Genomic DNA, 25,447 nt, shown 5'->3' with positions numbered 1-25,447 from the left:
TTGCTGCGATTGTGCAGGATAATTATTGAACCATAGCCCGAAAACCGCCAAAATGCCGATAAATCATGCATAATTGCAGGATTTATCCGTAATTCTACTTTTTCCACCAAAAAATAATGCATCTTTGCAGCATTAGATCCATTAACGTCGTCAGTGCCCCTATGTGGAGGGGTGAGAGACGTGGCGATCCCCTCAATCGAGGCTGCACCAGTGCCGGTTAGTCATGTGTGAGGCCGGAAACTATGCATGGGCCGAGGCTAGCGCGGGGCAGGAATTGTGCATGGGCCGAGGCTAGCGCGGGGCAGGAATTGTGCATGGGCCGNCATGTGTGAGGCCGGAAACTATGCATGGGCCGAGGCTAGCGCGGGGCAGGAATTGTGCATGGGCCGAGGCTAGCGCGGGGCAGGAATTGTGCATGGGCCGAGGTAGCGCGGGGCAGGAATTGTGCATAGGCCGAACTCAGCGCGGGGCTGGGAACTGATGCACGATCGGGCCGGGAACTGTGCATAGTACAAGAAACTAAAAGACAACCCGGGGCTTTCGACGCTTCCAGCCTCGTCGCTTGCCTAAAGTAAGTCTGTCGGCAGGTGGCGGTTGACTTTGCCTCGTGCACGATATGCTCCAGGAGGCGGCAGTAAACGCGAAAAAACAAGGAGCCAAGCAGATTCAGCCGCTTAGCTCCCTGTTTTTTCACCTATTATCTTGATTGCTGAGGGTGTTCCAAAAGCCGCCTTTTGAAGCAGCTCCCTTGCTTCTACCCGGTATGCGCTTGAATCAAATTGAAAACACAACCATTTTAATTAATATCCGCACGGCAATTCCGATTGCCCCAGGGTTCGCAGAAACTTGTTACGGGGCATCCTTTGAATGCAACGGTTCAGCGCTGGTACGACAGGCATTTCTCAACAAGCGCCATCCGGATATAAAGCCCGTTGTGCGCCTGCCGGAAGTATGCGGCCCGAGGATCGTCGTCCACCTCAACGGCAATTTCCCCCGCCCGCGGCAGCGGGTGAAGAATAATGGCGTCTTCCCGCATCAGGCCGAGAATGTCGCGGTCGATGATGTATTTTCCTTCGGCCTTGCGGTATTCTTCGGCGGAAGGAAACCGTTCTTTTTGAATCCGGGTTTGGTAGAGCACATCGGCCTCGCGCGCAACCGCAGTCAAATCCTCCGTTTCTTCGTAGGGAATCCCCTGCTCATCCAGATAATGCCGGACATACGGCGGAATCGTCACGTTTTCCGGGGAAACGAAGTAGATTTTGACGTTCTTGTAGTTGGCGAGCATGTAGCTGAGCGAATGAACCGTCCGGCCGTAAGCCAGGTCCCCGATCATGGCGATGGTGAGCCCGTCAATGCTCCCCCGCTCCTTCCGGATCGAATACAGATCAAGCAAAGCTTGGGTAGGGTGTTCCCCTGCGCCGTCCCCCGCGTTAATAATCGGCACGGTGGCGACGGAGGCCGCCCGTTCGGCCGCTCCGATCTCGGTATGCCGCATGACGATGACATCGCTGTAGCCCGATACGATACGGATTGTATCCTCCAACGTCTCTCCCTTAATGGTGGAGGAGAACTGCGCGGCGTTCTCCGTCCCGATAACCCGGCCGCCCAGCCGGTTCATCGCCGATTCAAACGAAAGGCGGGTCCGGGTGCTGGCCTCGAAGAACAGCGTCGTCATGATTTTGCCGGTAAAAAAGGGGTCGCGGTTCCAGTTCGCACGGTCTTCCATCCGGGCGGCCGCTTCGAACAGCTCGTCCAGCGTCCGGCGGTCAAATTGCTTGGCTCCTAGCACATGGTAGAACGAAGTCATGGTATCTTCCTTTCCGGTTAGTGGGACAGATCAAAACCGCCAGAGGGCTCTGACGGTTTTACTGCGGCGGTACCTTTATTTGGCTCCGCGGAACGCCTCGATATAGGCTTTGGCTTTTTCGCGGACAAGCGAATAATCTTTGCGCTGGACCGCTTCTTTGGTCAGGTCCGAGCCGATGCCGACCGCAAACGCGCCGGCTTTGATCCAGTCGGCCAGATTGTCCAGAGAGACGCCGCCCGTCGGCATGATGTTGGCCTGCGGCAGCGGGCCGCGAATGCTTGGGATAACGGAAGGCGAATAGAGATTGCCCGGAAACAGCTTCACCACATCGACGCCGAGCTCCAGAGCCGTCTGGATTTCCTGAATGGTCATCGTGCCGGGCATGACAGGAATCCGGTAGCGGTTGCAAAGAATAACGGTCTCTTTGTTCAAGGAAGGAGCGACGACAAATTCCGCTCCGGCGAGAATGGTCGCCCGCGCGGTTTCCGGGTCCAGCACCGTGCCCGAGCCGATGACGGCAAAGCGTTCGTCGTCCGGGCTTGCCGAGCTGGAATACTCGCTCGACAGCTTGCGGATCGCCTCGAGCGCGCCGGGGACGGTCATCGTAATTTCCATAATCTTGATGCCGCCCGCAATGGCCTGCCGCGCCATCTCGACGACTTCCTCCGGAGACTCGCCGCGCAGCACGGCGACGACGCCCTGCTGGGAAATGCTCTCCAAAATCTTGAACTTCTTCATCTTCTGAGTCCCACCTGTCCTTTTGTGCATAACGGCTTCGCCGGGATTGAGCCGGCATGGCCGGAAAACCGTTCGCTTCGTCAGCGCCCATTATAGCATTGTGCAGCCGGAGTGAACAGAGCGCCGGCCAATTTCGGGGCGCTGGCGTTTGCTCCGTCGGTTGGCTATGATAAGGAAAAAGCTTGAAAAACGCCGGTCAAAGCGCCGGGCCTTTGCCCCCGTCCACATTGACGGACGTGCCGGTGACATAGGAAGCCGCCTCGGAGGCGAGAAATGCGATGACGTTCGCCGCCTCCTGCGTGCGTCCGATGCGCCCAAGCGGAATCTGATGGTCCGGCAGCGCGGAAAACTGCTCCCAGGTAAGCCCGGGTGCGGCGCTTTTCCATTTTTTCTCGATTTGGTCGCTGTGAATCAGCCCGATGCAGACGGCGTTGACGCGAATGTTGTCCTTCGCCAGGTCGCGGCTCATCGCCTTCGTCAGCGCCAGTCCGGCGGCGCGGCTGACCGTTGTGGGCAGCGAGGAAGCGGGCGGCGTTTTGGCGGAAGAAGTGGCGAGGTTGACGATGGCCCCGCCCCCTGCCTCCTTCAGATGGGGAACGGCGGCGCGGGAGCAATGAATGGCTCCGAACAGCTTCAGATCGAGATCCGCCTGCCAGTCACCCTCTTCCACTTGGCTGAAAGCCTTTGCCGCCGATGTTCCGGCATTGTTGACGAGGATGTTCAGCCCGCCGAAGACGCGGACGGTTTCGGTAATAAACCGTTCGCATTCCTCGCGCTTGGTGACATCCGTCGGGACAGCCAGCACCTCGCCGCCCGTTTCCCGCCGAATCCGCTCCGCCGCCGCTTCCAGTTCTTCCCGGCCGCGGGCGCATATTGCTACCCGCGCCCCTTCGGCCGCAAGCGTCAAGGCGGTCTGATAGCCGATACCTTTGCTGCCGCCGGTTACGGCGGCCACTTTTCCTTGCAGTCCCAGGTCCATCCCGCTGCTCCTCCTTTTAGATCGTTTCCATCGGATCGTTTCTAATGGATAGAATACCATGCGAACCCTCCCGATGCGAGGACGCGGAAGCCCGGTGCTTGCCGGGGGCCCGCCTGCGCGCATTACACAGTGACCGGTTTGGCAGCGATACTGCCGGCATCCCGTTTTTCCAAGCAAATATTCAAGGAGTTGACTTGCATCCATGCTTCCTTTGCCTCTTAAACGAACAGGCGGAATTCTTCTCGCCGCCGCCTTCCTGTTTGCCGGTTCCGCCGGCTGCTCCGTCTTTGACCGGGCCGAAAGTCCCTCGGCCTCATCGCCCGCCCCTTCCGTATCCAACCCTGCTCCTTCGGCGCCGGACGCCGCCGCGCCATCTCCGTCCGCCGTGGAAACAGCTCTCTCTCCCGCTCCTGCTCCATCCCCCGAGCCAGCCGACAAAGCCGTTGAACGGCTGAAAACGATGACCACCGAAGAAAAGATCGGGCAGCTGGTCATCGTCGGCATAGACGGGACAACCGCCGGGCAGGACGCGTTGTCCTTAATCCGGGACCGCAAAGCCGGCGGCGTCATTTTCTTTCAGCCCAATTTGCAGTCGGCCGGTCAAACGCTCGCCTTGCTGAACGAGCTGAAGCGCCTGAACGCCGATAACCCGGTTCCGCTTTGGCTGAGCGCCGACCAGGAGGGCGGCCGGGTGACGCGCATGCCTCCCGAGCTGGCAAAGCTTCCGTCCGCCTCGTCCGTCGGACAGAGCGGCGATCCCGCCATGGCGGAACGGATCGGCGCAAACATGGCGAAAACGATGGCGGGTTTCGGGTTCAACCTGGATTTCGCGCCGGTGCTGGATGTCGACAGCAACCCGGACAATCCCGTTATCGGCGACCGCTCCTACAGCCGCGACCCGGAAACCGTCGCCCGGTTCGGAAACGCGGCCCTGAACGGCATCCGCGAGGGCGGCGTGGTTCCGGTGGTGAAGCATTTTCCCGGACACGGCGACACCTCCGTCGACTCCCATCTCGGGCTTCCGGTCGTGAAGCATGACCTGGACCGCCTGCGCCGCCTCGAGCTGGTCCCGTTCGCCGAAGCGGTTCGGAACGGAGCGGATGCCGTGATGGTCGCCCATATTCTGCTGCCAAAGCTGGATGCCGACCACCCCGCTTCCTTTTCCAGTCCGGTAATCACCGGTCTGCTGCGCGGCGAACTGGGCTTTCAGGGCCTTGTGATGACGGACGATCTGACCATGGGCGCCATTGCGGAGCATTACGAAATCGGCGAAGCGGCGGTGCAGGCCATCCTTGCAGGCGGCGACATCGTCCTGGTCTGCCATGAATATGAGAAAGAGACGAGAGTGCTGGATGCGCTCGGGGAGGCGGTCCGGACCGGACGCATTTCGCCCGAACGGCTGGATGAGAGCGTACTGCGCATTTTGCGGACCAAGGAGAAATACGGCCTGAAGGGGAATGCATCGGACGGTCCGGATATTCAAGCGCAAAATAAAGAGGCGGCCGCCCTTGTGCAGAGCTTGAAGTAAAACCGCCCGCCACCCTTGCGGTTCTCCTCAAAGTTCCGTGTTGACGCCCCCGGCAGCCGGTGCTATGATTGAAAAAATTTACTTAAAAACGGCGGGAGGAATCGGAGTGGCTACTTATTATACGGAACCTTCAAGGACGTTCAGCGAATTTTTGCTGATTCCGAATTTGACGACAAAGGACTGCGTGCCGTCCCAGGTCGACCTTAGAACGCCGATTGTCAAATATGGCCCGGGCGAGAACCCCGCATTTTCCCTCAATATCCCGTTCTCGTCCGCTGTCATGCAGTCGGTATCAGACGACCGGATGGCCATCGCGCTGGCCAAGGCGGGCGGCATCTCGTTCATTTTCGGCTCCCAATCGGTGGAAGCCGAGGCCGATATGGTCCGCAAGGTGAAGAAATACAAGGCCGGCTTCGTCATCAGCCGCTCGAATCTGACGCCGCAGCATACGCTGAAGGACGTTATCGAGCTGAAGGAGAAAACCGGCCACTCCACCGTCGCCATAACGGAAGACGGCAAACCGAACGGCAAGCTGCTCGGCATCGTCACCGGCCGCGATTACCGCATCAGCCGCGACCCCTTAAATCTCCCCGTCGGCCAATTCATGACCCCCTTTTCCTCCCTCATCTACGGAACCTCGGGCATTTCCTTGTCCGAAGCCAACGACCTCATCTGGGAACACAAGCTCAACTGTCTGCCGATCATCGACAAAGCGGGCAACCTGGAGTATCTTGTCTTCCGCAAAGACTATGACGAGCACAAAAAGAATTCCACCGAGCTGCTAGACGAGAACAAAAGCTACATTGTCGGCGCAGGCATCAACACCCGCGATTACCGCGAACGCGTGCCCGCCCTGGTGGAGGCGGGAGCGGACGTGCTGGTTATTGACTCGTCCGACGGCTTCAGCGAATGGCAGCGCGAAACGGTGGAATACGTCAAGGCGAATTTTAATGTGAAAATCGGGGCCGGCAATGTAGTGGACCGCGAGGGCTTTCTGTACCTGGTGGAATCGGGTGCGGATTTCGTCAAGGTCGGCATCGGCGGAGGCTCCATCTGCATCACCCGGGAGCAAAAAGGCATCGGGCGCGGCCAAGCCTCCTCGCTGATCGAGGTCTGCGCGGCGCGCGACGAGTATTTCAAGGAAACCGGCGTGTACGTGCCGATTTGCTCCGACGGCGGCATCGTCCACGATTACCACATTACGCTGGCGCTGGCGATGGGGGCCGATTTTGTGATGATGGGCCGGTACTTTGCCCGCTTTGACGAAAGCCCGACGCGCAAGCTGAAGGTCGGCAATAATTTTGTGAAGGAAATATGGGGCGAGGGCTCGAACCGGGCGCGCAACTGGCAGCGGTACGACAGCGGCGGCAAAGAGGAGCTGCACTTTGAGGAAGGCGTGGATTCCTACGTCCCTTATGCCGGCGGCCTGCAAGAAAACCTGGACAAGACGCTGAGCAAAATCAAGTCCACCATGTGCAACTGCGGTGCCAAATCGATTCCCGAGCTGCAAAAAAAGGCGCGCATTACCTTGATTTCCGCCACCAGCCTGACCGAAGGCGGAGCGCATGACGTTATTTTGAAGGAAAGCGGCTTGTCCGCCGAATAACCCGTTCGGGCTTCCCGGACTGCCAAACAAAACCTCCCGGACGGCTTCGGCCGCGGGAGGTTTGTTGTTGTCAGGCAAATCCGTTTGTCCCGGACTGCCGGTATTGAAGCATCCATTCGTACAAATCGTCCCGGGCATAGGCGTGGGACCAGGAATCGTGTCCGACGCCCGTCAGCTCCGTTAACCGCGCCCGGTTGTTGCCGTTCTCCCGCAGGGCCTGGATCAGATTCCGGGAAAACTGAACCGGCACCACATCGTCCCGGTCGCCGTGAAACGCCCATACCGGCAGATTTCCCAGCCGGTAAGCCCGCCCGGCCAGCGCCCCGCCGCAAATCGGAACGATGGCGGCAAACCGTTCGGGGTATTGAAGCGCCAGCTCCCAGGTGCCAAAGCCGCCCATGCTGAAGCCCGTCAGGTAAACGCGCTTCGGGTCCGCATCCTGCTCGCGGATCGTTTGCTCAATCAGGCGGAGCACAGCGTTCTGCTCCCGGATCCAGTTCGAATTTGCCGGACATTGGGGCGCGAGGAGCAAAAACGGAAGCTCCCTCCCCCTTGCCGCTTCTTTGGCCAGCCCGTGCGCGGCAATCTTCCGCGGATCATCGCCGCGCTGCCCCGCTCCGTGCAGGCAGACCACCATCGGACATTTGGCGCTGCAGTCGTCCTCGTCTTTCATGGGAGCGGCAAGCAGGTAGTTCATCGCTTCCGTAAACCAAGGACCTTCCGTCCGTTTGTAAAACAGCTCCATTGTCCCCGCTCCCTTCGCCCCTATTCTAGCGAATTTGCAGCAGCAGGCACAACTGCACCGGACAAACAGACGGACCGCCTGCTTCCGTTTCCGGGGCAAGCGGTCCGTTTTTTCCAAGCAAGGGGTGTGGAGCTATTAAGGTTAAACGGATTTCAGGTGGAACCAGGCGCTGACAAAATCGCCCTTCAGCTCCGGCATGATGAGGCCATCCTCCATCAAACGGTCGCCGCCGAGCGTCCGGTCCTGTCCTTCCACCGCGTAATCCCGCTCGGGGTCCAGGCCCTTGAGCTTGACGCGGGTTGGACGCGGGAACGGCCGGGCCAGCACGCGGAAGAAAAAGAACAGCGCTTCGCTCTTGTCGGGCGAAACGAACATCCAGGCCGTTTCGTTTCCGTCACCCGTAAACGGGCTTTTCAAGCGGTACATGTCCCCGGTTTGGACAAGCGGCCGGAATTTCTTGTAGCGGGCCACCTGCTCGCGGGCCAGTTCCTTTTCTTCCTCGGTAAATCTCGTCAGGTCCATTTCATACCCGAAGTTACCGGACATGGCGACGTCCCCGCGCATGGAAAGCGAGGTCAGCCGGCCGACCTGGTGGTTCGGCGCCGCGGATACATGGGCGCCAATGGTGCTGGCCGGATAAACCAGGCTGGTGCCGTACTGGATTCTCAGGCGTTCGACAGCATCCGTATCGTCGCTGGTCCAGGTTTGCGGCATGTAGTAAAGCATGCCCGGATCGAACCGGCCGCCGCCGCTCGAGCAGCTTTCGAACAGAATGTCCGGGAAGCGGGAAGTCAGGCGCTCCAGCAAATCATACAGCCCCAAATAATAACGGTGGGCGATTTCCATTTGATCCTCGGCGGGCGCCGCGGCCGAGCCGATTTCGGTCAGGCTCCGGTTCATGTCCCATTTGATGTAGGCGACCGGAATGGAGCTGAAAATGCGGCTGAGCGATTCGTAAATATAATCGACGACTTCCTGGCGCGAATAATCGAGCACGAGCTGCCAGCGGGCTTCCGTCCGGCGGCGGCCCGGCACATGCAGGCACCAGTCGGGATGGGCGCGGTACAGATCGCTGTCCGGGGAAATCATCTCCGGCTCAACCCACAGGCCGAATTTCAAGCCGAGCCGGTTGACCCGCTCCGCCAGATCGGTCAAGCCGCCCGGCAGCTTCCGCCGGTCCTCCACCCAATCCCCGAGGGAGCTGTTGTCCGCGTCCCGTTTGCCGAACCAGCCGTCGTCCAGCACAAACAGCTCGATCCCGAGATCGGCGCCGGCCTTGGCGATTTCTTCGATCTTGTCAGCCGTGAAATTGAAATAGGTCGCTTCCCAGTTGTTGACCAGAATCGGCCTTTCCTTGTCCCGGTGAACACCCCGGCACAAACGCGTCCGGTAAAGCCGGTGATAGGTGCGGGACATGCCTCCGAAGCCTTCCGCCGAATAAACCAGCACCGCTTCCGGGGTCTGGAACGCTTCGCCGGGCGCCAGCGTCCAGGTGAAATCAAAGGGGTTCAGTCCGATCGTGACACGCGTCGTCTGGAACATATCCACTTCGGCGTCGGCGGCGAAATTCCCGCTGTAGACCAGGCTGAAGCCATAGACGGAGCCTTGGTCCTCATCCGTGTTTCGTTCTGCGATGGCGAGGAACGGATTCAATTGGTGGCCGCTCATGCCGCGGCGGCTCTCGATCCGTGTTCCTCCCGGACCGACCGGGCGGCGCTGAATGCTGTTTTCGCGGCTCCACGCGCCGGACAGATACACCGCATCGTATTCCGAAGACGGCAGATCGACACTGGCGCTCAGTGCCCGGAACAGCCGGACGGGCTGCTCGCCCTCGTGGCGGAACAGCACGGAGCGGATCACCGCGTTATGCTCGGCAAAAACGGTATAGCGCAAGGTGACGGCCAGGTTGCTGTACCGGTCGCGCAGGTGCAGCTCAAGCGTCTGCGCTTCGTCCTCCGCTTCGGCGTATACGGCGGGCAGCCCCTTCAATTCCGGTTTGCCGTCCGTGATCCGGTGGCTTTCGTAAACCAGCTCCGTAATCCGCGTGCCGTCCACCAGCTGCACTTGATAAGCCGGGTTTCGGAAGTCGCTGGAGCCGTACTGCGGGTACTCTTGAGGAATCCAATCGAGCGAGGTTTCCGCCGGGAAAAGCCCAAGGCCGGCCAGATTGCCGGAATCGCGCAGTTTCTTGCCCCAATACGAATGAAGGGGGTACCCGTTCACGAGGCGGATGACGTAGCTCATGTCTTTGGTTTGCAAGTGAAACAAAGCCTCTTGTTCATGATATGTAATCGGCAATGTATAATCCTCCTTAATGGCGGGCCGGCACGGGTTACGCCCAACGGCGAACGCCGTATCCGGCCTTGGTTGGATAATCGAAGCTTTACGGGCCGATTAGCCCAATTCGTACAGCCGCGCCGTGTAATTGGCGCCGGCCCCTACCGTCAGCTGCGCGGACGCCGGATGCCAGGCAAACGGCTCCTCCGCGAAGCCCGGATAAATCCTCTTGGCTTCTACGTCCCGCCCCTTCAGATGCGGGATTGGAATCGTCACCCGGTCCGAGCTGCTTTCCATCCGCCACACGGCCAGGAACGTTTTTCCGGCACCGCGCAGGCCATATGCGATCCATTCGCTGTCCCGGCGGGGCAAGCCAAGCGGCCAGAAGGCATAGGACTCGGGAATGTAGCGGCGGATTTCCTTGTACAAATCCAGCGCTTCCTTCACGAGCCGGCGGCGCTCCGGATCGATTTCGGCCAGGTGGCCGCTCTGATGGACGCGCAGCAAAAGCGTGTTCACCATATTAAAGACCACTTCCTCCCGGTCTCCCTGCTTGAGCGGGTAGGACCAGATGGCCGATTGCTCCGGCGTCAGGGCGCCCGGCGAGCTTGCGGCGATAACGGCGTAATTGCGGTAATCCGTCGTGTCGCTGGTCGACTGAATGCTGTGCCGGCTCAGCATGGCATAGTCCATCCGCATGCCGCCGGAGCCGCAGTTCTCGATAACGAGGTCCGGGTAGCGCGCGAACACGCCGTCCAGCCAGGCAAGGTATGCCCGGTTGTGCTGCAAAAGCCCGTCCCCGAAGCTGTCGGCGTCAAGCTCGGTGCCGATTCCGGCGTTGATGTTATAGTCCATTTTGATATAGCCGACACCATAATCTTGCACCAGCCGGTCGATGACTTCATCCGCGTGCGCAATAACCGCCGGGTTGCGGAAATCGAGATGGTAGCGGCTGCGGTCCTTGATTTTTTTGCCGTGGCGGGTAATAAACCAGTCATCGGTCGTTTCGGCCAGCTTGGGCGAATGAATGCCCATCACTTCGATTTCGAGCCAGAGGCCGGGAATCATGTCCTTGGAGCGGATGTAATCGAGCACAAACCGGATGCCCTCCGGAAACCGTTTCTCGGACGGCTGCCAGTACCCCACATTGTCCCACCAGAAGCCGTCGGCGTACCAGCCGGCGTCGATGCAGTAATACTCACATCCCGCTTCCGCGGCCGCATCGATCAGCGGCAGCTCCTTTTCGGTCGTCGGATCGGCCCAGAGGCAGTTCATGTAATCATTGAAAATGATTTTGAGCGACCGGTTGTCCTCGTTCGGCCGGCGGATTGCCCGGCGGTATCGGGTCAGCTGCTCGATCGCCTCGTCAAAACCGCCTGCGGCGGCTCCCACGGCGACCGGAACGGAGCGGAACGCCTCGCCCGGCTCGAGCTTCTTCCACCAATGGTTGTCATGCTCGGTCGGACCGCTGACGAGAAGCGCGAGCTGTTCAATCTGCTCGAAAATTTCGTAGTGCCAGGAGCCGTTGTTTTCGATCTGCCAGAACAGCGTCGTGCCGGTCTCGTGATTTTGCAGCACGCCCATCGGAATGTGCTCCGCACTCGACCAGGAGCCGGTATTGCTGACGGCGATCCGTTTGGACCCGAATTCGTTCAAATGCGTAAGTCCCAGCTCGGGCAGCTTGTAATTCCGCCACTGCACCTCGCCCTGCCAGGAGCTGTGGGCCATCCATAGCGACATTTTGCGGTCCCGGCTCTCGATTCCTTCCTTGGACAGTCCCGTGAGCGCGAAGGAGGAAACATACTCTACTCCGACGGCTTCCGTTCCCTTGTTATCCAGCTCGGTCCAGGCGCGAACCGTTTGAATCCCGGCATAGAACTGGTAATGCAGCGTCGCCTGCAAGCCGGTTTCGCGGTCGTGAAGAACGATTTCCAGCTTCTTGCCGGAGGCCTCCGTGTCTGCGATCCGATGCTCGACATACCGCATCCGGACGCCGGGCATGGTATTCTTCTTCGTGCGGCCGTGATATTCGAGGCGGTCGTCGCCGGTTGCCTGAATTTCCACCGGACGGAACCCCGGCTTCTGCCTGGCCGTCACCGTTTCCTCGCGGAACGGCAGAGCGCCGAAATGCAAAAGCAGCAGGTCGTTCTCCTCCGTTACTTCAAACACCAGGTGCAGGCCTTCCTGTTTCAGTTCAATCCGTTTCATTTCCGTTCCCACCTTTGCAGTCCGTGTGAATTTGTGTGTACATGTCCAGGCTGCTGGCCTGTTCTCCGCAGGCCCGGGCTGCGTAACCCGGGGGCGGCCGACAGCACACCGCGCATTGTGAAGCGCTTACCATCCACGGCTTCCATCATAACATAACCGTGGCATCCTATACAGGATAGTATGAAAGCGACTACATGAGAAGGGAACCAAATATGATTTCTTGTCTTTTCACGTAATTTGTTCGTACAAGTAAAAAAGCGTCCGTTTCCGGGGAAACGGACGCTTGCCGCAGCCGGGCAGCATGGGGGCCGACAGGCTGAGAGGCTTCCGGCAGCTGTCCGGAAAACCGCCGCTGCGCGCATGCGCGCTAAATGGCTGCTCCAAACCGGTTCAATTGGCCGCGCAGCTCTTCCTTTAACAACCGCTTCTTTGGTTCCTCCAGAAAAGCCGCTTCCATTCCGTTCAGCACCAGTCTGCCCAGCTCGCTAAGGCAAAATTCGAATTTTTCGGCCAACACGCCGTATTCGCGGGAAATGGTCGTTCCCGAAACGCCGGGATTGTCCGTGTTGACCGTCACCATAAGGCCCCGGTCGAAATAATCCCGCAGCGGGTAGGAGTGCCAGTCCGGGACCGCTTTGGTTTGAAGGTTGCTGACCGGGCACATTTCCATCGGAATTTGCCGCTTCTGCATCATTTTCAGCACCGGCTCGCTTTCCCGCAGCCTCACTCCGTGACCGATCCGGGAAGCGCCGAGGCGCGTGACCGCTTCGTCGATGTTCTGCGCGCCGGCCGCTTCGCCGGCGTGAATGGTTACCGGGATTCCCTTCTTGTGGGCAAGGGCGAACACTTCCCGAAACTGCTCCGGCGGAAAGGAAGCCTCGTCTCCTGCCAGGTCGACCGCCACCAGGCCTTTGCCGAAGTACTTCGCAGCCGCTTCGATGACCTCCAGATTCAGCTTTTGCGGATGGTGCCGCATGCAAATCGCGATGACCCGTGCGGTCATGCCAAAGTCTTTTTCCCCGCGCTTAAGCCCTTCGATCACCCAGTAAATCGTCTCCTCCGGGCTCATCCCCCCACTCCGGTGAAGCTGGGGGGCGAAGCGGATTTCCGCATAACGGACGTTGTGCTGCGCGGAATCCGCCAGCGCTTCGTACGCGGCCCTCTCCAGCGACCGCGGGGTTTGCAGAAAACGGGTCGTAAACTCGAATTTGCTCAAATATTCCTTCAGACTCCGGCAGTCGTCGTTAACCCGAAGATAAGGGGTCAGCCGGTTCGGCTCCTGCGCCGGAAGTTCAATCCCCTGCTCGGCCGCAAGCTCGATGACCGTTTCCGTTTTGAGGCTGCCGTCCAAATGAAGGTGCAAATCGACCTTCGGCATTTGCTGGATGAAAACCCAATCCCGTTTTGCCGCCTCCATCGTTGTTTCCTCCCTTTCTTTAAGTTTGATTTCCCGCCGATGAAAAAGACTCAAAAAGGATAATTGATGGAAACTTCGTGTTAGGTTTATGAAAGAATTCCAACGATAATGTGTGTTTATGTAATCTTATATAACACAATATAAAGAAAATAACAATATAGCTGAATATCGCGTCAACTTTTCTGCACCTCTTTTATGGCCTTTCCCGATGTGATACAATTTTCAAAACCGTTTTGCGGCAGAGGTTTTGTTTCGGCTGCGGCGGTTTTCGGTGAAGTGTTTCTCGAGGAGGAATTCGCATGGATTTGCGTAAAATGAGGCTGGACGATCCGGTCAGCGGAACGTTCAGCGAGGAACGGGAAGAATACGAACGGGATTACGCCCGCTTGATACAATCCCCCGCGTTCCGTCGGCTGCAGGGGAAATCGCAAGTGTTCGGGGCCGGCTCGGGCGATTATTACCGCACCCGGCTGACCCATTCGCTGGAGGTGTCGCAAATCGCCCGGGAAGCGGCGCGCCGGCTTGCTTCGCAGTATCCGTTTCTGGCGCGCAAGGAGCATCCCGGCCTGGTGCTGGAGCAGGCGGTGGTAGAGTGCGCGGCGCTTGCGCACGACCTCGGCCATCCGCCCTTCGGCCACAAGGGCGAAGATGTGCTGAACCGGCTTTTAATGGAGCAATTCGGAATGAAATACGAGGGAAACGCGCAAAACTTCCGCATCCTGATGTTTCTGGAGAAGCGGGCGGGCAGCGAAAGCGGATTGGACCTGACCGCCGCCGTTCTGCTTGCGATCAACAAATATCCGTTTCGCCTGGAAGAGCCGAAGCGGCTCAAAGGCGTCTACGGAACCGAGTGGGCCGCCATCGAAGAGCTCCGCACCCGCTGGCAGCTGCCTCCGGGCTGCACCACCTTGGAGACCCAGCTGATGGACTTGTGCGACGATATCGCCTATTCGACCCATGACATCGAAGACGGCATTCGGGCTGGCAAAATCCAGATGCACCGGGCATTCTTTGAGGATGACTGGCTGGCCGGCAACCTGGTCAGCGAGATTGTCAACGATGAAGGGAATGCAGGCTTCGGTTGGGAGCAGGTTGACGTAAAGGCGATGGTGCAGCGGGTGCTGGCCGCCTATCTGACGCAATGGGAGGAAGTCTATCTGCTGAGCGGAAAGGAATCGTCACGGGCGCGGCGCGAAATGAAGGCGCGCTGGGTAAGCACCTTCGCCGGGCGGATCGGCATTATCGACGATCCCGCCAACGGCTGGAAAAAGGTGACGTTTGTCCGCGACGGCGCACAGGACTTCGAGCTGCTGCGGACGATGGAAATTTTGAAGAAGCTGGCCTGGGTCACGCTGCACAAGGATTTCCGGGTGCAGCGCCTCCAAATGAGGAGCGATATTATCCTCCGCCGGCTGTGGGACAGCTACATCGTCCCCGACACAGGCCGACTGATCATTCCGCCCGATTGGCTTGAAAGCTATGAACGCAACAAAGCCAACTGGCCTTGGCCGCGTTTCGTCGCCGATTATCTCTCGGGCATGACCGATTCCTACGCGGAAAAAGTATACGGCGAGCTCTATGCCAACAAATCCGGCTCCATCTACGAGATGGACTAAACAAAATCCACCCTGGCGCAGCAGGCACAAAACCATGACAGCTGCCGGAGGGTGGATTGTTTGCATTCATTCCGCCAAATGGCCGGTCTCCCTGTATTCGCTCCTCAGCATGCTCATGACCAGAACATCCACATACCGGCCGTTCCGGAACGCCTTTTGGCGCAGCCTTCCTTCTTCCTGGAAGCCGCAGCTCCGGTAACAGCGGATCGCCCGCTCATTGGTGGCCAGCACCTCCAGCGAAAGCCGGCGCAGGTTCATCGATTCGAACACAAACCGCAAGGCAAGCGCAATCGCCTCCCGGCCGAAGCCCTGGCCGAGCTTCTCACGCTTACCCAATACGATCCCCAGCACCGCGGAGCGGTTCTTCCAGTCAATCCCGTGCACATCGACTTGCCCTATGTATTCGTCCGTTTCTTTTAAGGCAATAACAAAGCCCTTCGCGTTGTCCGACGTCTGCTCCAGCTGGCGTTGAAGAAAAGCTTCCGTTTGCGTCTCCGAACGCGGATACAGAAAAGTGTCGCTCAGATCCGTTGTGATCGCCGTATCGTTAATCCAGCTTCGAATGGCAGCCAGGTCCTCCCGGCGGTACTCCCGAAGTTCAATGCGTTCCCCTGTCAAAAACCCCATAATTCCGCCCCCAGACCTTTAATTTTTTCTACTTTATCACGTTTGCGACTTTTCCGCATGCGTACCGTGTTTTTTCTCCCGGGCGGGAAAAGGAACTTTTCCAAACTTGTCGAAAACGAAGGATAGTGCCAAATTGCCGCAAAAACGGAGGAAGCAACGATGGAACTGTACCACTATTACAATGAGGAAACAGGCCCTTTTCTCAATTTGTCGGATTTGCCCGGCGATGAAGCGGAACAGGTGCAGGAGCGGCTCCGATTGGAGAGAAAAGGATTTGCCGCCGCGCGTTCTCCCGATTACCTTTCCGTCCGCCGCGGGCTGGAGGAGCGGGTGCGGGAGCGGTTCCTCCAAAAAGGCGGAAGGCCCAAGCGTCTTCGCCCGCATTACATGACGCTTGGCGAATGCCCCTGGCTGCTGGAGTGGTATCCTAACGGACGCTTCTTGAAACTGCCGGCAGCCGCTTTTCCGCCGGATGCGATTAGCTTTACTTACGGCGACATGTTCCCCGCTTTTCGCATCACGGACGGCAAACCATACCGGGGAGAAGTGTACCGGCTGGACGAAATCGGCCTGCTTATCGAACGGTTCGGCTGCCCTCAAGCATGGAACCCGAACGGCGAGCACGGCCCCGAGCGGTACATTGAAGCGCAGATCTGGGACGACGAGCCTTTACTGGGCGTTATTCATAGGGGTCTGAGGCAAAAAGTGGCGGGCCCGCAAGCAACCTCAACTACCGGAAAACCGCTTCCCTCCGGCCAATAGCCAAAAAAATCCGGCCCGAACAAGGGATTTCCCTGTCCGGTCCGGATTTCATGTATTCCTGCTCGAAACAGCCAAAGCCTGTGAAAGGTTACATTTGACACATCATCCGCTTTTGTCTTAGGCGAAAGTCACCCGAAACGTTTTGATCTCATACGGTTTGATGGCAAACGCAATCGCGGCTTCGCTCTGACGGTCGCCTTCCGGCCGCTCCATCAGATCGCATTCCTGCCAGGAAGCGATACTGTAGTCGCTCGTCAGCTTGACGCTGCCGCGCCCGCCGGTGTACTCGTGGAGCCGGACGATCACCTCGTCCCCATCCTCCGCCTTTTTGACCGCATCGATCATGACATTGGCCGCGTTGACCCGGAACAGCGTTTTGCCGGCTTCCGACGTTGCGCCCGGCACGCCCAGCAGCGGGTTGTTCAGCATCCAGGCTTCCTGGGCCGTCCGGCCGTCCACCCAGTCGCCTTGGTGCGGCAGCAGCGAGTACGTGAAGCGGTGCTCGCCCTGGTCCGCATTCGGGTCCGGCTCGATGGCGGATTTGATCAAAGAAAGCCGGATCACGTTGTCTTTGATGTCATGGCCATATTTGCAGTCGTTCAGCAAGCTGACCCCGTAATCGCGCTCGGAGAGGTCGACCCACTGGTGCCCGACCGATTCAAAGCGGGCGTAATCCCAGCTGGTGTTCCAGTGCGTCGGCCGTTTGACGTTCCCGAACTGGATGTCGTACGTGGCTTCCGTCGAACGGACGTCAACAGGAAAGGCCGTTTTCAGAAGCTGCTGCTGCTCATGCCAGTCGGCCTTGGTAGCGAAATCGATCCGGCGGCTGCCGGCATACACCGTCAGCTCCTGCTCGATGGTCGAATCCATGTACGTCCAGACAAACCGCACCGTCGCGGAAAGCGGACCGAATTCGAGGGCCTCTACGCTGCGGAGCTCCGTGACTTCGCGCTGTTTTTCCTGATAGAAAATATCAATGTCCCAGGCGTTGAACATCTTCGGCTTGTCTTCAAACACCTGAAGCACGTTGCCGGCGCAGCCGGGCGCCAGCACCTCCCGGTCCGCAGCCAGATCGCGGATCGACGTCAGCTGGCCCGCTTCGTTCCATTCCAGCACGTAATGGGGAGTCGTCAAGCGGGAGCCTTCCAGCCGGAACGGAATATCCGCAGCCTTCCGCCCTCCGCCGGAAACAAAACGGATCGTACGCGCGCCGAGAGGCGGGACCGCGGCAGCCGCAATTTGCCAAACGCCGTCCCGGTATTCGCTTTGCAGCGCTTCGCCCGTTTCGTCCGTCCATTCTCCCGAGGTGCCGTACCGCTCCGCCGGGATGCGGACAAGATCGCTTCTTTCGAAGGACGCGTTGTTGTACACCGTTACCGCATCCGCACCAGCATCCGCGGCCCGCAGCGCGTCGGCCGCTTCCTCGCGCGCCGCCAGTCCGATCTTCTCCGCGCCGGCATATTCGATCCGGGAATCCGCGTACACCTCGCCGATGGACGAGCCTGGAATGATGTCGTGGAACTGATTGCGCAGAATCGTGCGCCAGCCCTCCAGAAGCGACGCGGCCGGATAGTTCGCCCAGCTGCCGGTTGCGACGGCCGCCTGCACCTGCAGCAGCTCCGCTTCCCGGAACAAAAGCTCCAGCTTCCGGTTCATGCGTTTGTTATACGCCTGGCTCGTGTAGGTGCCGCGATGGAACTCCAGGTACAGCTCCCCGTCCCAGGTATGAATGTACCGGTCGCTCGCTTCCACCGTTTCGTGCAGGCGGTCGAAAAATTCATCCGCGCGGCCGGTTTTGACCGCCGGAACGCCCGGCATGTTTTCCAGCCTGCGCCGCATCTCCAGCATTTCGCGGTTGACGCCGCCGCCCCCGTCTCCGTAGCCGTAAGAAAGCAGCAATTCCTGATTCAATTCCTTGTCGCGGTACACATCCCAGATGCCTTTGGCCGAAAACGGCTCGATCAGCCCGTTATACGTGTAATACCAGGCGCCGGAATCCGGCCCCTCCGGTGTCGTGATAAAGTGCGTCAGCACCTCCGAGCCGTCGATGCCCCGCCATTTGAACGTATCATGCGGCATCCGGTTGTATTGGCTCCAGCTGATTTTCGTCGTCATGAACGTGGTGATCCCGGCTTTCCGCAAAATTTGCGGAAGCGCCCAGCTGTAACCGAACACGTCGGGCAGCCACAGGTATTTGTTCTCGACGCCAAACTCCTTGCGGAAAAATTCCGTCCCGTACAAAATTTGCCGAACCAGCGATTCCCCGCTTGTCAGGTTGCAGTCGGCCTCCAGCCACATCGCGCCGCCTGCTTCCCAACGCCCTTCGCGGATGCGCTCCTTGATTTTTTCGTAAATCTCGGGATAGTCGTGTTTGATATATTCATACAGCTGCGGCTGGGATTGCAGAAAAATATACTCGGGGTATTTCTCCATCAGGCGAAGCACGGTGGAAAAAGAGCGCGCCGACTTCTCCCGGGTGTGCGTGAGCCGCCAGAGCCAGGCGACGTCGATATGCGTATGGCCGACGGCCGTAACGGTCACGGGGTGGCGGTGTTCAATCGCGGCCAGCCCTTCGTGAAGCTTGTCGGCCGCTTCCTTCACGCTCGCGTAGAACGCCTCCGAACCCGGGCGCGACCAATCCACCAGCAGGAACGCGCGGTCCAGCGCCTTGAGCAGCTCGGGCCGCTCCGGCCGGTCCTCCGCGAGCACGCTGACGGTGCCGAGCACCGCACGGCCGGTATAATACAGATCGTCCGCCGTTTCGTCCAGCCAGGCAAGCTCCGCCCGCTTCAGCTGATGCTCTTGCTCGCGCGGGACGCCTCCGCCTTCCAGACCGGACCACAGACGAAACCGGAGGTCCACGGTCCGGCCGGCATGCTCCGCACCCAGAAACACTTCCTGATGATTGGAGTCCACCCCCTGATAGGGTGCTCCGTTCAGATACAGCAGCGACTCGAAGCCCGAATTGTTGCCGCCGCCCGTCTTTCCGAAATCGAAGCGGCCGACAACGGTGCGGTCTTTCCAGGCAGCGGGCACTTCGGCTTCACGAGACAGCCAAACATACAAGTCGCGGCCTTTCCAGCGGTCGCCCCGGCGCACCGTTTGGCCGCCGTCACCCGCCGGCGCGGAAGTAACGCCGTTGGCTTTCTCCTCATCCACGGCGTACGACCATTCGTCCAGTGCAATCGCATCCCGGTAGCGCAGCTCGGCCAGCTCGTTAATGCGGGCTTTCAATTTGTCCATGGTCCAAAACATGAGGACACCTCTTTCATAACACGTGTTATTTGACGGAAAGGAACACCGCTCTGAGGCGGAGTCTTTCCAGTGCTTCCTTATCTTCCGTTTTCTTTTTGACAGCAGCGGGCCGGAGCATCCGGCTCATGCACTTTCGCCGGGAGCCAGATCGGCCTTCAGCCAATGCTTGCCGCCGCTTTCCCAGGGCGCTTCTTCCGCGATCAGCCGCAGCAGCCCTTCGATGGCTTGCCCGCCCATGCGGGCATAGGGAATCTCCATACTGGACAGCGCCGGAATCAAATAGCGGTTGACGCGCAGCGTATTGTCCGCCGACATGACGAACAGGTCTTTGCCTATCGTCAGCCCCCGTTCGGCTGCCGCCCGGTACAGCCCCATCGCCCCGAACACCCAGTTGGACAAAAAGACGGGCGTGTCGCCGGCAGAGGCGTATTTCGCCAGCAGGTCCGAGAAGGCGGAATCATCCGGCGCGTAAAGCGTTTCCACAAACGGTTCTCCCCCGGCCTGCTTCCGAAAGTCCAGATAGGCGGCCAGCCGGTCGCGCTCGGCCCAGTTCTCCAGCCTGCCCTCCGCCTCCGCGACCCGCACAAATACCGGTGCGCCCGAATGGCGCTCCGTCAAATAGCGCAGGGCATGGCTGACGCTCTCCCGGTAATCGGCCAGCACGGAAGCGATTTGCGGCATATCGGCGTACCCTTCCACCGAGACATAAGGGATGCCGTGACGGGCGACCGCCTCCGCCCAGCTTTCGTCCCGGCAGCTCGTCGCATCAAGGCTTACGATTCCGTCGATTCGGCGCTGCCGGAACAGATCGACAAGACCGGTCCGCCCCTTGCTGCGCGAATCCATCCCATAGATCAGCACATGATAGCCTTTGGCGGCGCATGCCTGCTGCATCCCTTCCAGCACCTGCAAAAACAAGGGATTGGCCATATCGCCGAAAGCGGCAATGCAGCGGCTTTCACCGGTCTTCATGGCGCGGGCCTGCGCGTCCACATGGTAATCCAGCTCGCGCATGGCGGCCAGCACCGCCTCCCGGGTTTCCGCGCTCATGCCGATCCCCTGGGTTCCATTCAGCACCGCCGACACCACACTGCGCGAAACTCCGGCGCGTTTCGCCACATCAAAGCTCGTCACACGTTTTTTCGGCAAGCGACCACCTCACAGGGCTATTATAACACGTGTTATGAAGAGCGCAAGCCTCTATCTTTTCTTCTTTTCCTCCTGTTTTCTGCGCTTGGCCAGCCCTCATGCGAACCGGCCAAGCATAAACGGGAGCAGGCGTTCAAGTTCGCCGCCTTGACGGACATTCTGCGAGGCGGGAAGCCTCACAGGGGCGTTCCGCCGCCTTCCTGTCAGTGAAATTGCACGTCCTCCGCTTTCGTGACGGATATCCGCCGTTCGCGCGTTCCCACGGACTCCAGGGTCAAGTTATGATGCCAGATAATCGCTTCCGCCGGAATCGCCCCGTCCGTGCAGGTGTGCCCGTCTTCCACCAGCACCACCTGAAAGCCCTGCGTTACCGCCGACCGGCAGGTCGTATCCACGCAATAATCGGTCCGTGCGCCCGCAATGACGACCCGGCCGATTCCGCGGCTGACCAGCTCGCCCCGCAGCGATGAACGGTAAAAAGCGTCCGTCGCCTGCTTGGGGATTTCCAGGTCCTTGCGGAAGGCCGCCAGCTCCGGCGTCCACTGCCAGAGTGGAGAGCCCGGCTCCATGCCGCCCCCCGGGATACCCTCGTGACGGATATAAAAGACGGGGACGTTCTCCCTTTCCGCCCTCTCGATCAAACGGCAGATCGTGTCCACCGTTTCCTTGCGCCGGAACGTCCCGGCCAGCGGCCCCTCCTGAACGTCCACCACAAGAAGGGCCGTACGGGGCAGCTCTTCCTCGTCTTCTTCCCAGGCGGCTGCCTCGAAGCGTTCGTCCGGAACCGGGGAAAGCTCCCGGCAGGAGGCCAAAATCCGTTCGCGCAGCGCGCTTTCCGTAAATCCTTTGGAATACAAGCTGACTTCCGCTCCTTTCAAAGCTTTCGAGCGGTCAATGAGCTGTCCAAGGTGATAGCCCGTATGCTCGACGAGGTGATACAGGTGGTGCAGCTGCTCCTTATCCAGCGTTCGTTCGCCTCGGATAAAGCTCTCCAGCACACCCTTCCATTCCTTTAGTCCCGCATCCAGACGCGCGCCGAGCTGCCCGGCGGTTTCTCCGGATGAAGGAAAATACGTTTCAAAGCCCGGCGCCAATTCCTCTTCCCTGCCGCTCAGGCGAAGCACATTTCGGGCGATGTGCTCGATCATATGGCTGACGATGCCGCCGATCGGGTTCGCCCCGGGATAAGGCACAGCCGAAAGCTGCTCCGGCGTCAGCCCCTTGACGGCTTCTTTCAGCTTTCCGGCGTACAGCGCGCACATCCGGTAAAGCGTGATACGCAAAAACTCATCTGAAAAAGCTCCGTTCTTCATGCCTTCATCTCCGTTCGCAGAATGAATCCGCCCATTCCGCAATGGTGTAACTCCAGTATAGCAGTCTCTCGGCAAGCCACCACCCTGTTCATAAATTTGCCGTAAATCGCCGGAAAATCCGAAAAACGGAACGACGACAACCCTGCGGGGAACACGCAAAAAGGAGCCTTTCGGCTCCTTTTTGCAGCGTGCTAATCGCGCAGATACTCGTTCAGATCCTCCAGCGCATTCAGCCAGCCGGACGGCTCCACGCCCATCGCGGCCATCTTCTCCCGGTCCGCCCGGTAAGCGAGAAAAGCAATGCCCGCTTCCAGCGAAGCCCTGCCGTCGGTCCAGGAATCGCCCACGGACAGCCACTCGTCCGGCCGAAGCGCAGGGAACGCGCGCAGCACATGGAGAAACCCGTCCGGATACGGCTTCAGCCGTTTTGCGGTCTCCCGGCCCGCCACGACGGAAAAATAATGCGCCACGCCGTTATGCCGGAGGGCCGCAAGCGCCGCTTCGTTGGCGTTGTTGGTCACCACGGCAAGCTCGTACTTCCCGGACAGCCGCTCCAGCAGCTGCAGTGCGCCCGGCTCCAGTTCCGCATCCTTCATTCCGGCCACTTCGTGCTTCTTGGCGATTTCATAAAGAGCGGCGATTTGCTTTTCCGGCAGCTGCGCCCCTTTCGACGCCTCGCCGATCAAAGTGGAGGTGGTGTGGTTCTCCAGCGCAAGTTCCGCATCCAGGAGCCCTTCGTCCACCAAGTAGCGGAACGTGTCCGCTTTCATCGCTGCAAAATCGATGGCCGATTGGAGCAGCGTATTGTCCATATCGAAAATAATGCCTTTTATGCGTCCCACTTGTGCGTCTCCCCTTATGCGCAGCGGATGATTCCCGCGCTTTGCGCGCTCCCTGCTACGCTTCCGTTATCCATTCCGTTTTCTGCTCGGCGGGCCTGCGGGCTCCTTGCGGCGGCGGCGCGGCCGGGCTTCCCAGATAAACAAGCGCAACCAGCGCATCCGCCTCGCCCAGTCCGAAGGCCCGTTTCATTGCAGGATGATAAAGCGGCCCGCCCGACCGCCAGATCGCGCCAAGTCCTAGCGCGTGTGCGGCCAGCAGCATGTTTTGCACGGCGGCATGGGCGGCCGCGAATTCTTCGATCCGCTCGACGTGCGGCTCGCCGGACGGTGTAACGGCAACGGCGATCACCGCCGGCGCCCGGTACGCTTTAGCGGCCTGCTTTACCCGCGCTTCCTCCGCCCCGGAGCCGGATAAACCGTCCGCGGCGACCTCTCCGTATGCGTCAGCCAGCCTTTTGCGGCCGTCCCCCGTCAAGACGAAGAACCGCCACGGCTCGGTCCGGTGATGGCTGGGCGCCCAGTTCCCGGCTTCCAGCACACGCTCCAATAACGCCCGGGGCACGGGTTCCTCCGTAAACCTGCCCACCGTCCGGCGCGTTACGATCGCTTCAAATGCGTCCACGAGAATCTCCTCCTTTTTACGCTTCTTCCGCAGCAAGCCAGCCGGGTTTGATTTCGTCGGGGGTGTCCCATTTGGACCAGGCGCCCTCCAGCCAGTTGCCCTGATTGTCGCGGAAGTAGAAATACAGCGCCTCCCCGCTCCCGCTGTGGTCCTTCAGCTCGCCGACCTCTACGCCGTTTTGCAGCAACCGCTCCCGGGTCGCCAGGATGTCGGGGCAATAGAGCGATAAAGCGGGAAACGGCCGGCCGTCGACTGAAAAGGCAAGCCGGGCGGCATCCTTGGTTTCAATCAGCAAAAGTGCAATCGAGTGTACATGGGGATGATGCAGGACAGCGATCTCCGCGCCCCGGTCCTCAAAGCGGGCTTGCAGCTTGAAGTCCAGGTGCCGGACATACCAGTCCACCGATTCATCCAGATTGGCCGTCGGAACATATACGTTTCCGATGCGGGTAAAGGAAAGAACCATTTGCAGCAGAGCACCTCCGGTTCGGTTATCGGTTATCTTTACCATCATAACAAAAGACTGCGTACGCGGACAAAAAAACACCCTTCGAGGGAAGGGTGTTTTGGTATCGGCCGGCCTAGCAGCCAAGCTTTGAAATCAGTGAGCCTTCGCCGGACGGTCTGTCCGGCAGTCACGGCAAACACCGTGAAAATCCAGGTGATGATCGATCACCTCGAAGGAATATTCGCGGGCCAGACGCTGCTCCAGGGGCAGCAGCCAGTCCTCCTTGATTTCCTCCACGCGTCCGCATTGAATGCAGACCAGGTGGTGATGATGGTGAGTGTTTGACTCTCCGCGCAAATCGAACCGGGAAACCCCGTCGCGGAAGTGGACCTTTTCGACCACCTGCAGGTCGCTCAACAGCTCCAGCGTGCGGTAAACGGTGGCGAGTCCGATGTCGGGAAACGTCTCTTTGACCTTCAGGTAGACATCCTCGGCGCGCAAATGATCCTCTTCGTTCTCCAGCAGCACCCGCACCGTCGCTTCCCGCTGCGGCGTCAGCTTGTAGGCTTTGGCGGACAATTGGTTTTTGATTTTATCAAGCGTTGTCATCATCGTTTGCGCTTCCATCGGAGTACGTCCTTTCCGAATGCCATCATAATTATATTAAATCTTTTTTTATTATAATTATAATTAAGACAGCTGTAAAGACTTTTCGTCCGCCAGCCTTTCGCCCGGGCCTGCAACCTTTTTCCTGCTTTTTCCGTCAGAGGAGTCGAAACGAAAGACAGTACCGATCAGGAGGAACCCTTATGAACCAACTGCGCAAACTCATTCCCGTATCCGCCGCTGCTTTGCTTGCTTTTTCAATAGCCGGCCAGGCGCTGGCCGCGCCCGGATTTGCCGACACGGGCACCACTCCGGCAGCCGGCAAAATTACCGCTCTTCAGGAAAAAGGCATTGTGTCCGGCTTCAGCGCCTCCGAATTCCGTCCCTCCCAAAGCCTTACCGCTGCGGAAGGCGTCAGCCTCATTGTCAAAGCCTTGAACCTGAATCTCGACACCATGAAGTTTGCCTACCCGCCGAAAGCGAGCGAGTTCTACCCCAACGTGAAGGACGGGGCGTGGTACTCGGACGCCTTTATCAAAGCGTACTACAACGGCGTCCGCTTCCCTGCCGATCTCAATCCTTCCGCGCCTCTGACGAAGGAAGAATTCACGTTTTATCTGATGCAGGGCATCGAAAAAACCGGTCGCATGCCGATGATCAACCTCGTGCCGGCGGAAATTGCGGACGATGCGGAGTTGACGGTCGAGTACCAAGGCGCGGTTCAGCGTGCGCTGCATTACAAGATCGTTTCGCTGGACGAAAGCGCAAGCTTCCATCCGAAAGCGGAAATCAGCCGGGAGGATGCGGCCGCTATGGCTTACAACGCGCTTGAGGTTCTGGAAACGTTCTGACCGAAGCATCGGCTGCTCGGCTCCGAAAACCGCAAGTGATTCACCGGCAAT

General features: G+C 59.2%; 20 protein-coding genes. 5 read left to right on the top strand and 15 right to left on the bottom strand.

What is annotated here, in order from left to right:
- Positions 1-877: 877 nt before the first annotated feature.
- The 3 genes from pyrB to AC6I6H_RS13590 all read right to left on the bottom strand — a co-directional run bounded on the left by pyrB (position 878) and on the right by AC6I6H_RS13590 (position 3,524).
- The gene (gene pyrB / locus AC6I6H_RS13600; RefSeq protein ID WP_497954401.1) at positions 878-1,807 is read right to left on the bottom strand and encodes an aspartate carbamoyltransferase; all 930 of its coding nucleotides are present in this window, start codon (positions 1,805-1,807) and stop codon (positions 878-880) included.
- 75 nt (positions 1,808-1,882) lie between these two features.
- Complete coding sequence (locus AC6I6H_RS13595; RefSeq protein ID WP_497954400.1) at positions 1,883-2,545, bottom strand: bifunctional 2-keto-4-hydroxyglutarate aldolase/2-keto-3-deoxy-6-phosphogluconate aldolase; 663 nt, start codon at positions 2,543-2,545, stop codon at positions 1,883-1,885.
- Between the two features lie 196 nt (positions 2,546-2,741).
- Entirely contained in the window at positions 2,742-3,524 is a 783-nt protein-coding gene (locus AC6I6H_RS13590) for an SDR family NAD(P)-dependent oxidoreductase (RefSeq protein WP_497954399.1), read from the bottom strand.
- Positions 3,525-3,726: 202 nt separating this feature from the next.
- Here AC6I6H_RS13590 and nagZ point away from each other — a divergent pair, with 202 nt between their 5' ends.
- Both nagZ and AC6I6H_RS13580 read left to right on the top strand, forming a co-directional pair.
- Positions 3,727-5,052 (top strand): beta-N-acetylhexosaminidase, encoded by a 1,326-nt coding sequence (gene nagZ / locus AC6I6H_RS13585; protein ID WP_497954398.1) that lies wholly within the window; start codon positions 3,727-3,729, stop codon positions 5,050-5,052.
- Positions 5,053-5,158: 106 nt separating this feature from the next.
- Entirely contained in the window at positions 5,159-6,658 is a 1,500-nt protein-coding gene (locus AC6I6H_RS13580; RefSeq protein ID WP_497954397.1) for an IMP dehydrogenase, read from the top strand.
- 70 nt (positions 6,659-6,728) lie between these two features.
- Here AC6I6H_RS13580 and AC6I6H_RS13575 read toward each other — a convergent pair whose 3' ends face one another.
- The 4 genes from AC6I6H_RS13575 to add all read right to left on the bottom strand — a co-directional run bounded on the left by AC6I6H_RS13575 (position 6,729) and on the right by add (position 13,305).
- Positions 6,729-7,403 carry a carboxylesterase family protein gene (locus AC6I6H_RS13575; RefSeq protein ID WP_497954396.1) on the bottom strand — a complete coding sequence of 225 codons (675 nt, stop codon included), beginning with the start codon at positions 7,401-7,403 and terminating at the stop codon, positions 6,729-6,731.
- A 141-nt stretch (positions 7,404-7,544) separates the two neighbouring features.
- The gene (locus AC6I6H_RS13570) at positions 7,545-9,701 is read right to left on the bottom strand and encodes an alpha-galactosidase (protein WP_497954395.1); all 2,157 of its coding nucleotides are present in this window, start codon (positions 9,699-9,701) and stop codon (positions 7,545-7,547) included.
- 96 nt (positions 9,702-9,797) lie between these two features.
- Positions 9,798-11,888, bottom strand: a complete 2,091-nt coding sequence (locus tag AC6I6H_RS13565) for an alpha-galactosidase (protein WP_497954394.1) — start codon at positions 11,886-11,888, stop codon at positions 9,798-9,800.
- A 367-nt stretch (positions 11,889-12,255) separates the two neighbouring features.
- Entirely contained in the window at positions 12,256-13,305 is a 1,050-nt protein-coding gene (add, locus tag AC6I6H_RS13560; RefSeq protein WP_497954393.1) for an adenosine deaminase, read from the bottom strand.
- 299 nt (positions 13,306-13,604) lie between these two features.
- Here add and AC6I6H_RS13555 point away from each other — a divergent pair, with 299 nt between their 5' ends.
- Positions 13,605-14,921, top strand: a complete 1,317-nt coding sequence (locus tag AC6I6H_RS13555) for a deoxyguanosinetriphosphate triphosphohydrolase family protein (protein ID WP_497954392.1) — start codon at positions 13,605-13,607, stop codon at positions 14,919-14,921.
- 66 nt (positions 14,922-14,987) lie between these two features.
- On the opposite strand, the gene AC6I6H_RS13550 is transcribed toward AC6I6H_RS13555, so the two are convergent.
- Positions 14,988-15,548 carry a GNAT family N-acetyltransferase gene (locus AC6I6H_RS13550; protein WP_497954391.1) on the bottom strand — a complete coding sequence of 187 codons (561 nt, stop codon included), beginning with the start codon at positions 15,546-15,548 and terminating at the stop codon, positions 14,988-14,990.
- Positions 15,549-15,707: 159 nt separating this feature from the next.
- Between AC6I6H_RS13550 and AC6I6H_RS13545 the strand changes: the two genes are divergently transcribed.
- Positions 15,708-16,310, top strand: coding sequence for a hypothetical protein (locus AC6I6H_RS13545; RefSeq protein ID WP_497954390.1), 603 nt, complete (start codon positions 15,708-15,710; stop codon positions 16,308-16,310).
- Positions 16,311-16,427: 117 nt separating this feature from the next.
- On the opposite strand, the gene AC6I6H_RS13540 is transcribed toward AC6I6H_RS13545, so the two are convergent.
- The 7 genes from AC6I6H_RS13540 to fur form a co-directional block, all read right to left on the bottom strand.
- Entirely contained in the window at positions 16,428-19,565 is a 3,138-nt protein-coding gene (locus AC6I6H_RS13540; protein WP_497954389.1) for an alpha-mannosidase, read from the bottom strand.
- A gap of 123 nt (positions 19,566-19,688) precedes the next feature.
- Complete coding sequence (locus tag AC6I6H_RS13535; protein WP_497954388.1) at positions 19,689-20,714, bottom strand: LacI family DNA-binding transcriptional regulator; 1,026 nt, start codon at positions 20,712-20,714, stop codon at positions 19,689-19,691.
- Between the two features lie 203 nt (positions 20,715-20,917).
- A complete protein-coding gene (locus tag AC6I6H_RS13530) occupies positions 20,918-22,027 on the bottom strand; it encodes an isochorismatase family protein (protein ID WP_497954387.1) in 1,110 nt (369 codons plus the stop codon).
- A 191-nt stretch (positions 22,028-22,218) separates the two neighbouring features.
- Positions 22,219-22,869: an HAD family hydrolase gene (locus tag AC6I6H_RS13525; RefSeq protein ID WP_497954386.1), complete on the bottom strand. Its 651-nt coding sequence runs from the start codon at positions 22,867-22,869 to the stop codon at positions 22,219-22,221.
- Between the two features lie 55 nt (positions 22,870-22,924).
- Positions 22,925-23,491, bottom strand: coding sequence for a nitroreductase family protein (locus AC6I6H_RS13520; RefSeq protein ID WP_497954385.1), 567 nt, complete (start codon positions 23,489-23,491; stop codon positions 22,925-22,927).
- Between the two features lie 16 nt (positions 23,492-23,507).
- Positions 23,508-24,005 carry a VOC family protein gene (locus AC6I6H_RS13515; RefSeq protein WP_497954384.1) on the bottom strand — a complete coding sequence of 166 codons (498 nt, stop codon included), beginning with the start codon at positions 24,003-24,005 and terminating at the stop codon, positions 23,508-23,510.
- Positions 24,006-24,092: 87 nt separating this feature from the next.
- On the bottom strand, positions 24,093-24,551 hold the full coding sequence (gene fur / locus AC6I6H_RS13510) for a ferric iron uptake transcriptional regulator (RefSeq protein WP_497954452.1): 459 nt from the start codon (positions 24,549-24,551) through the stop codon (positions 24,093-24,095).
- Between the two features lie 197 nt (positions 24,552-24,748).
- Here fur and AC6I6H_RS13505 point away from each other — a divergent pair, with 197 nt between their 5' ends.
- Complete coding sequence (locus AC6I6H_RS13505; protein ID WP_497954383.1) at positions 24,749-25,396, top strand: S-layer homology domain-containing protein; 648 nt, start codon at positions 24,749-24,751, stop codon at positions 25,394-25,396.
- Positions 25,397-25,447 lie beyond the last annotated feature (51 nt).

It is taken from the genome of Gorillibacterium sp. sgz306347 (assembly GCF_059735245.1).
This window is presented reverse-complemented; position numbering and strand designations above follow the sequence as displayed.

What these genes read in the sequence shown, in the direction of transcription:
- fur (WP_497954452.1), bottom strand. Translation starts at nt 24,551, where the DNA reads ATGATGACAACGCTTGATAAAATCAAAAACCAATTGTCCGCCAAAGCC.
- AC6I6H_RS13550 (WP_497954391.1), bottom strand. Translation starts at nt 15,548, where the DNA reads ATGGGGTTTTTGACAGGGGAACGCATTGAACTTCGGGAGTACCGCCGG.
- AC6I6H_RS13505 (WP_497954383.1), top strand. Translation starts at nt 24,749, where the DNA reads ATGAACCAACTGCGCAAACTCATTCCCGTATCCGCCGCTGCTTTGCTT.
- AC6I6H_RS13590 (WP_497954399.1), bottom strand. Translation starts at nt 3,524, where the DNA reads ATGGACCTGGGACTGCAAGGAAAAGTGGCCGCCGTAACCGGCGGCAGC.
- AC6I6H_RS13555 (WP_497954392.1), top strand. Translation starts at nt 13,605, where the DNA reads ATGGATTTGCGTAAAATGAGGCTGGACGATCCGGTCAGCGGAACGTTC.
- AC6I6H_RS13530 (WP_497954387.1), bottom strand. Translation starts at nt 22,027, where the DNA reads ATGAAGAACGGAGCTTTTTCAGATGAGTTTTTGCGTATCACGCTTTAC.
- pyrB (WP_497954401.1), bottom strand. Translation starts at nt 1,807, where the DNA reads ATGACTTCGTTCTACCATGTGCTAGGAGCCAAGCAATTTGACCGCCGG.
- AC6I6H_RS13565 (WP_497954394.1), bottom strand. Translation starts at nt 11,888, where the DNA reads ATGAAACGGATTGAACTGAAACAGGAAGGCCTGCACCTGGTGTTTGAA.
- AC6I6H_RS13545 (WP_497954390.1), top strand. Translation starts at nt 15,708, where the DNA reads ATGGAACTGTACCACTATTACAATGAGGAAACAGGCCCTTTTCTCAAT.
- AC6I6H_RS13575 (WP_497954396.1), bottom strand. Translation starts at nt 7,403, where the DNA reads ATGGAGCTGTTTTACAAACGGACGGAAGGTCCTTGGTTTACGGAAGCG.
- add (WP_497954393.1), bottom strand. Translation starts at nt 13,305, where the DNA reads ATGGAGGCGGCAAAACGGGATTGGGTTTTCATCCAGCAAATGCCGAAG.
- AC6I6H_RS13515 (WP_497954384.1), bottom strand. Translation starts at nt 24,005, where the DNA reads ATGATGGTAAAGATAACCGATAACCGAACCGGAGGTGCTCTGCTGCAA.
- AC6I6H_RS13540 (WP_497954389.1), bottom strand. Translation starts at nt 19,565, where the DNA reads ATGTTTTGGACCATGGACAAATTGAAAGCCCGCATTAACGAGCTGGCC.
- nagZ (WP_497954398.1), top strand. Translation starts at nt 3,727, where the DNA reads ATGCTTCCTTTGCCTCTTAAACGAACAGGCGGAATTCTTCTCGCCGCC.
- AC6I6H_RS13595 (WP_497954400.1), bottom strand. Translation starts at nt 2,545, where the DNA reads ATGAAGAAGTTCAAGATTTTGGAGAGCATTTCCCAGCAGGGCGTCGTC.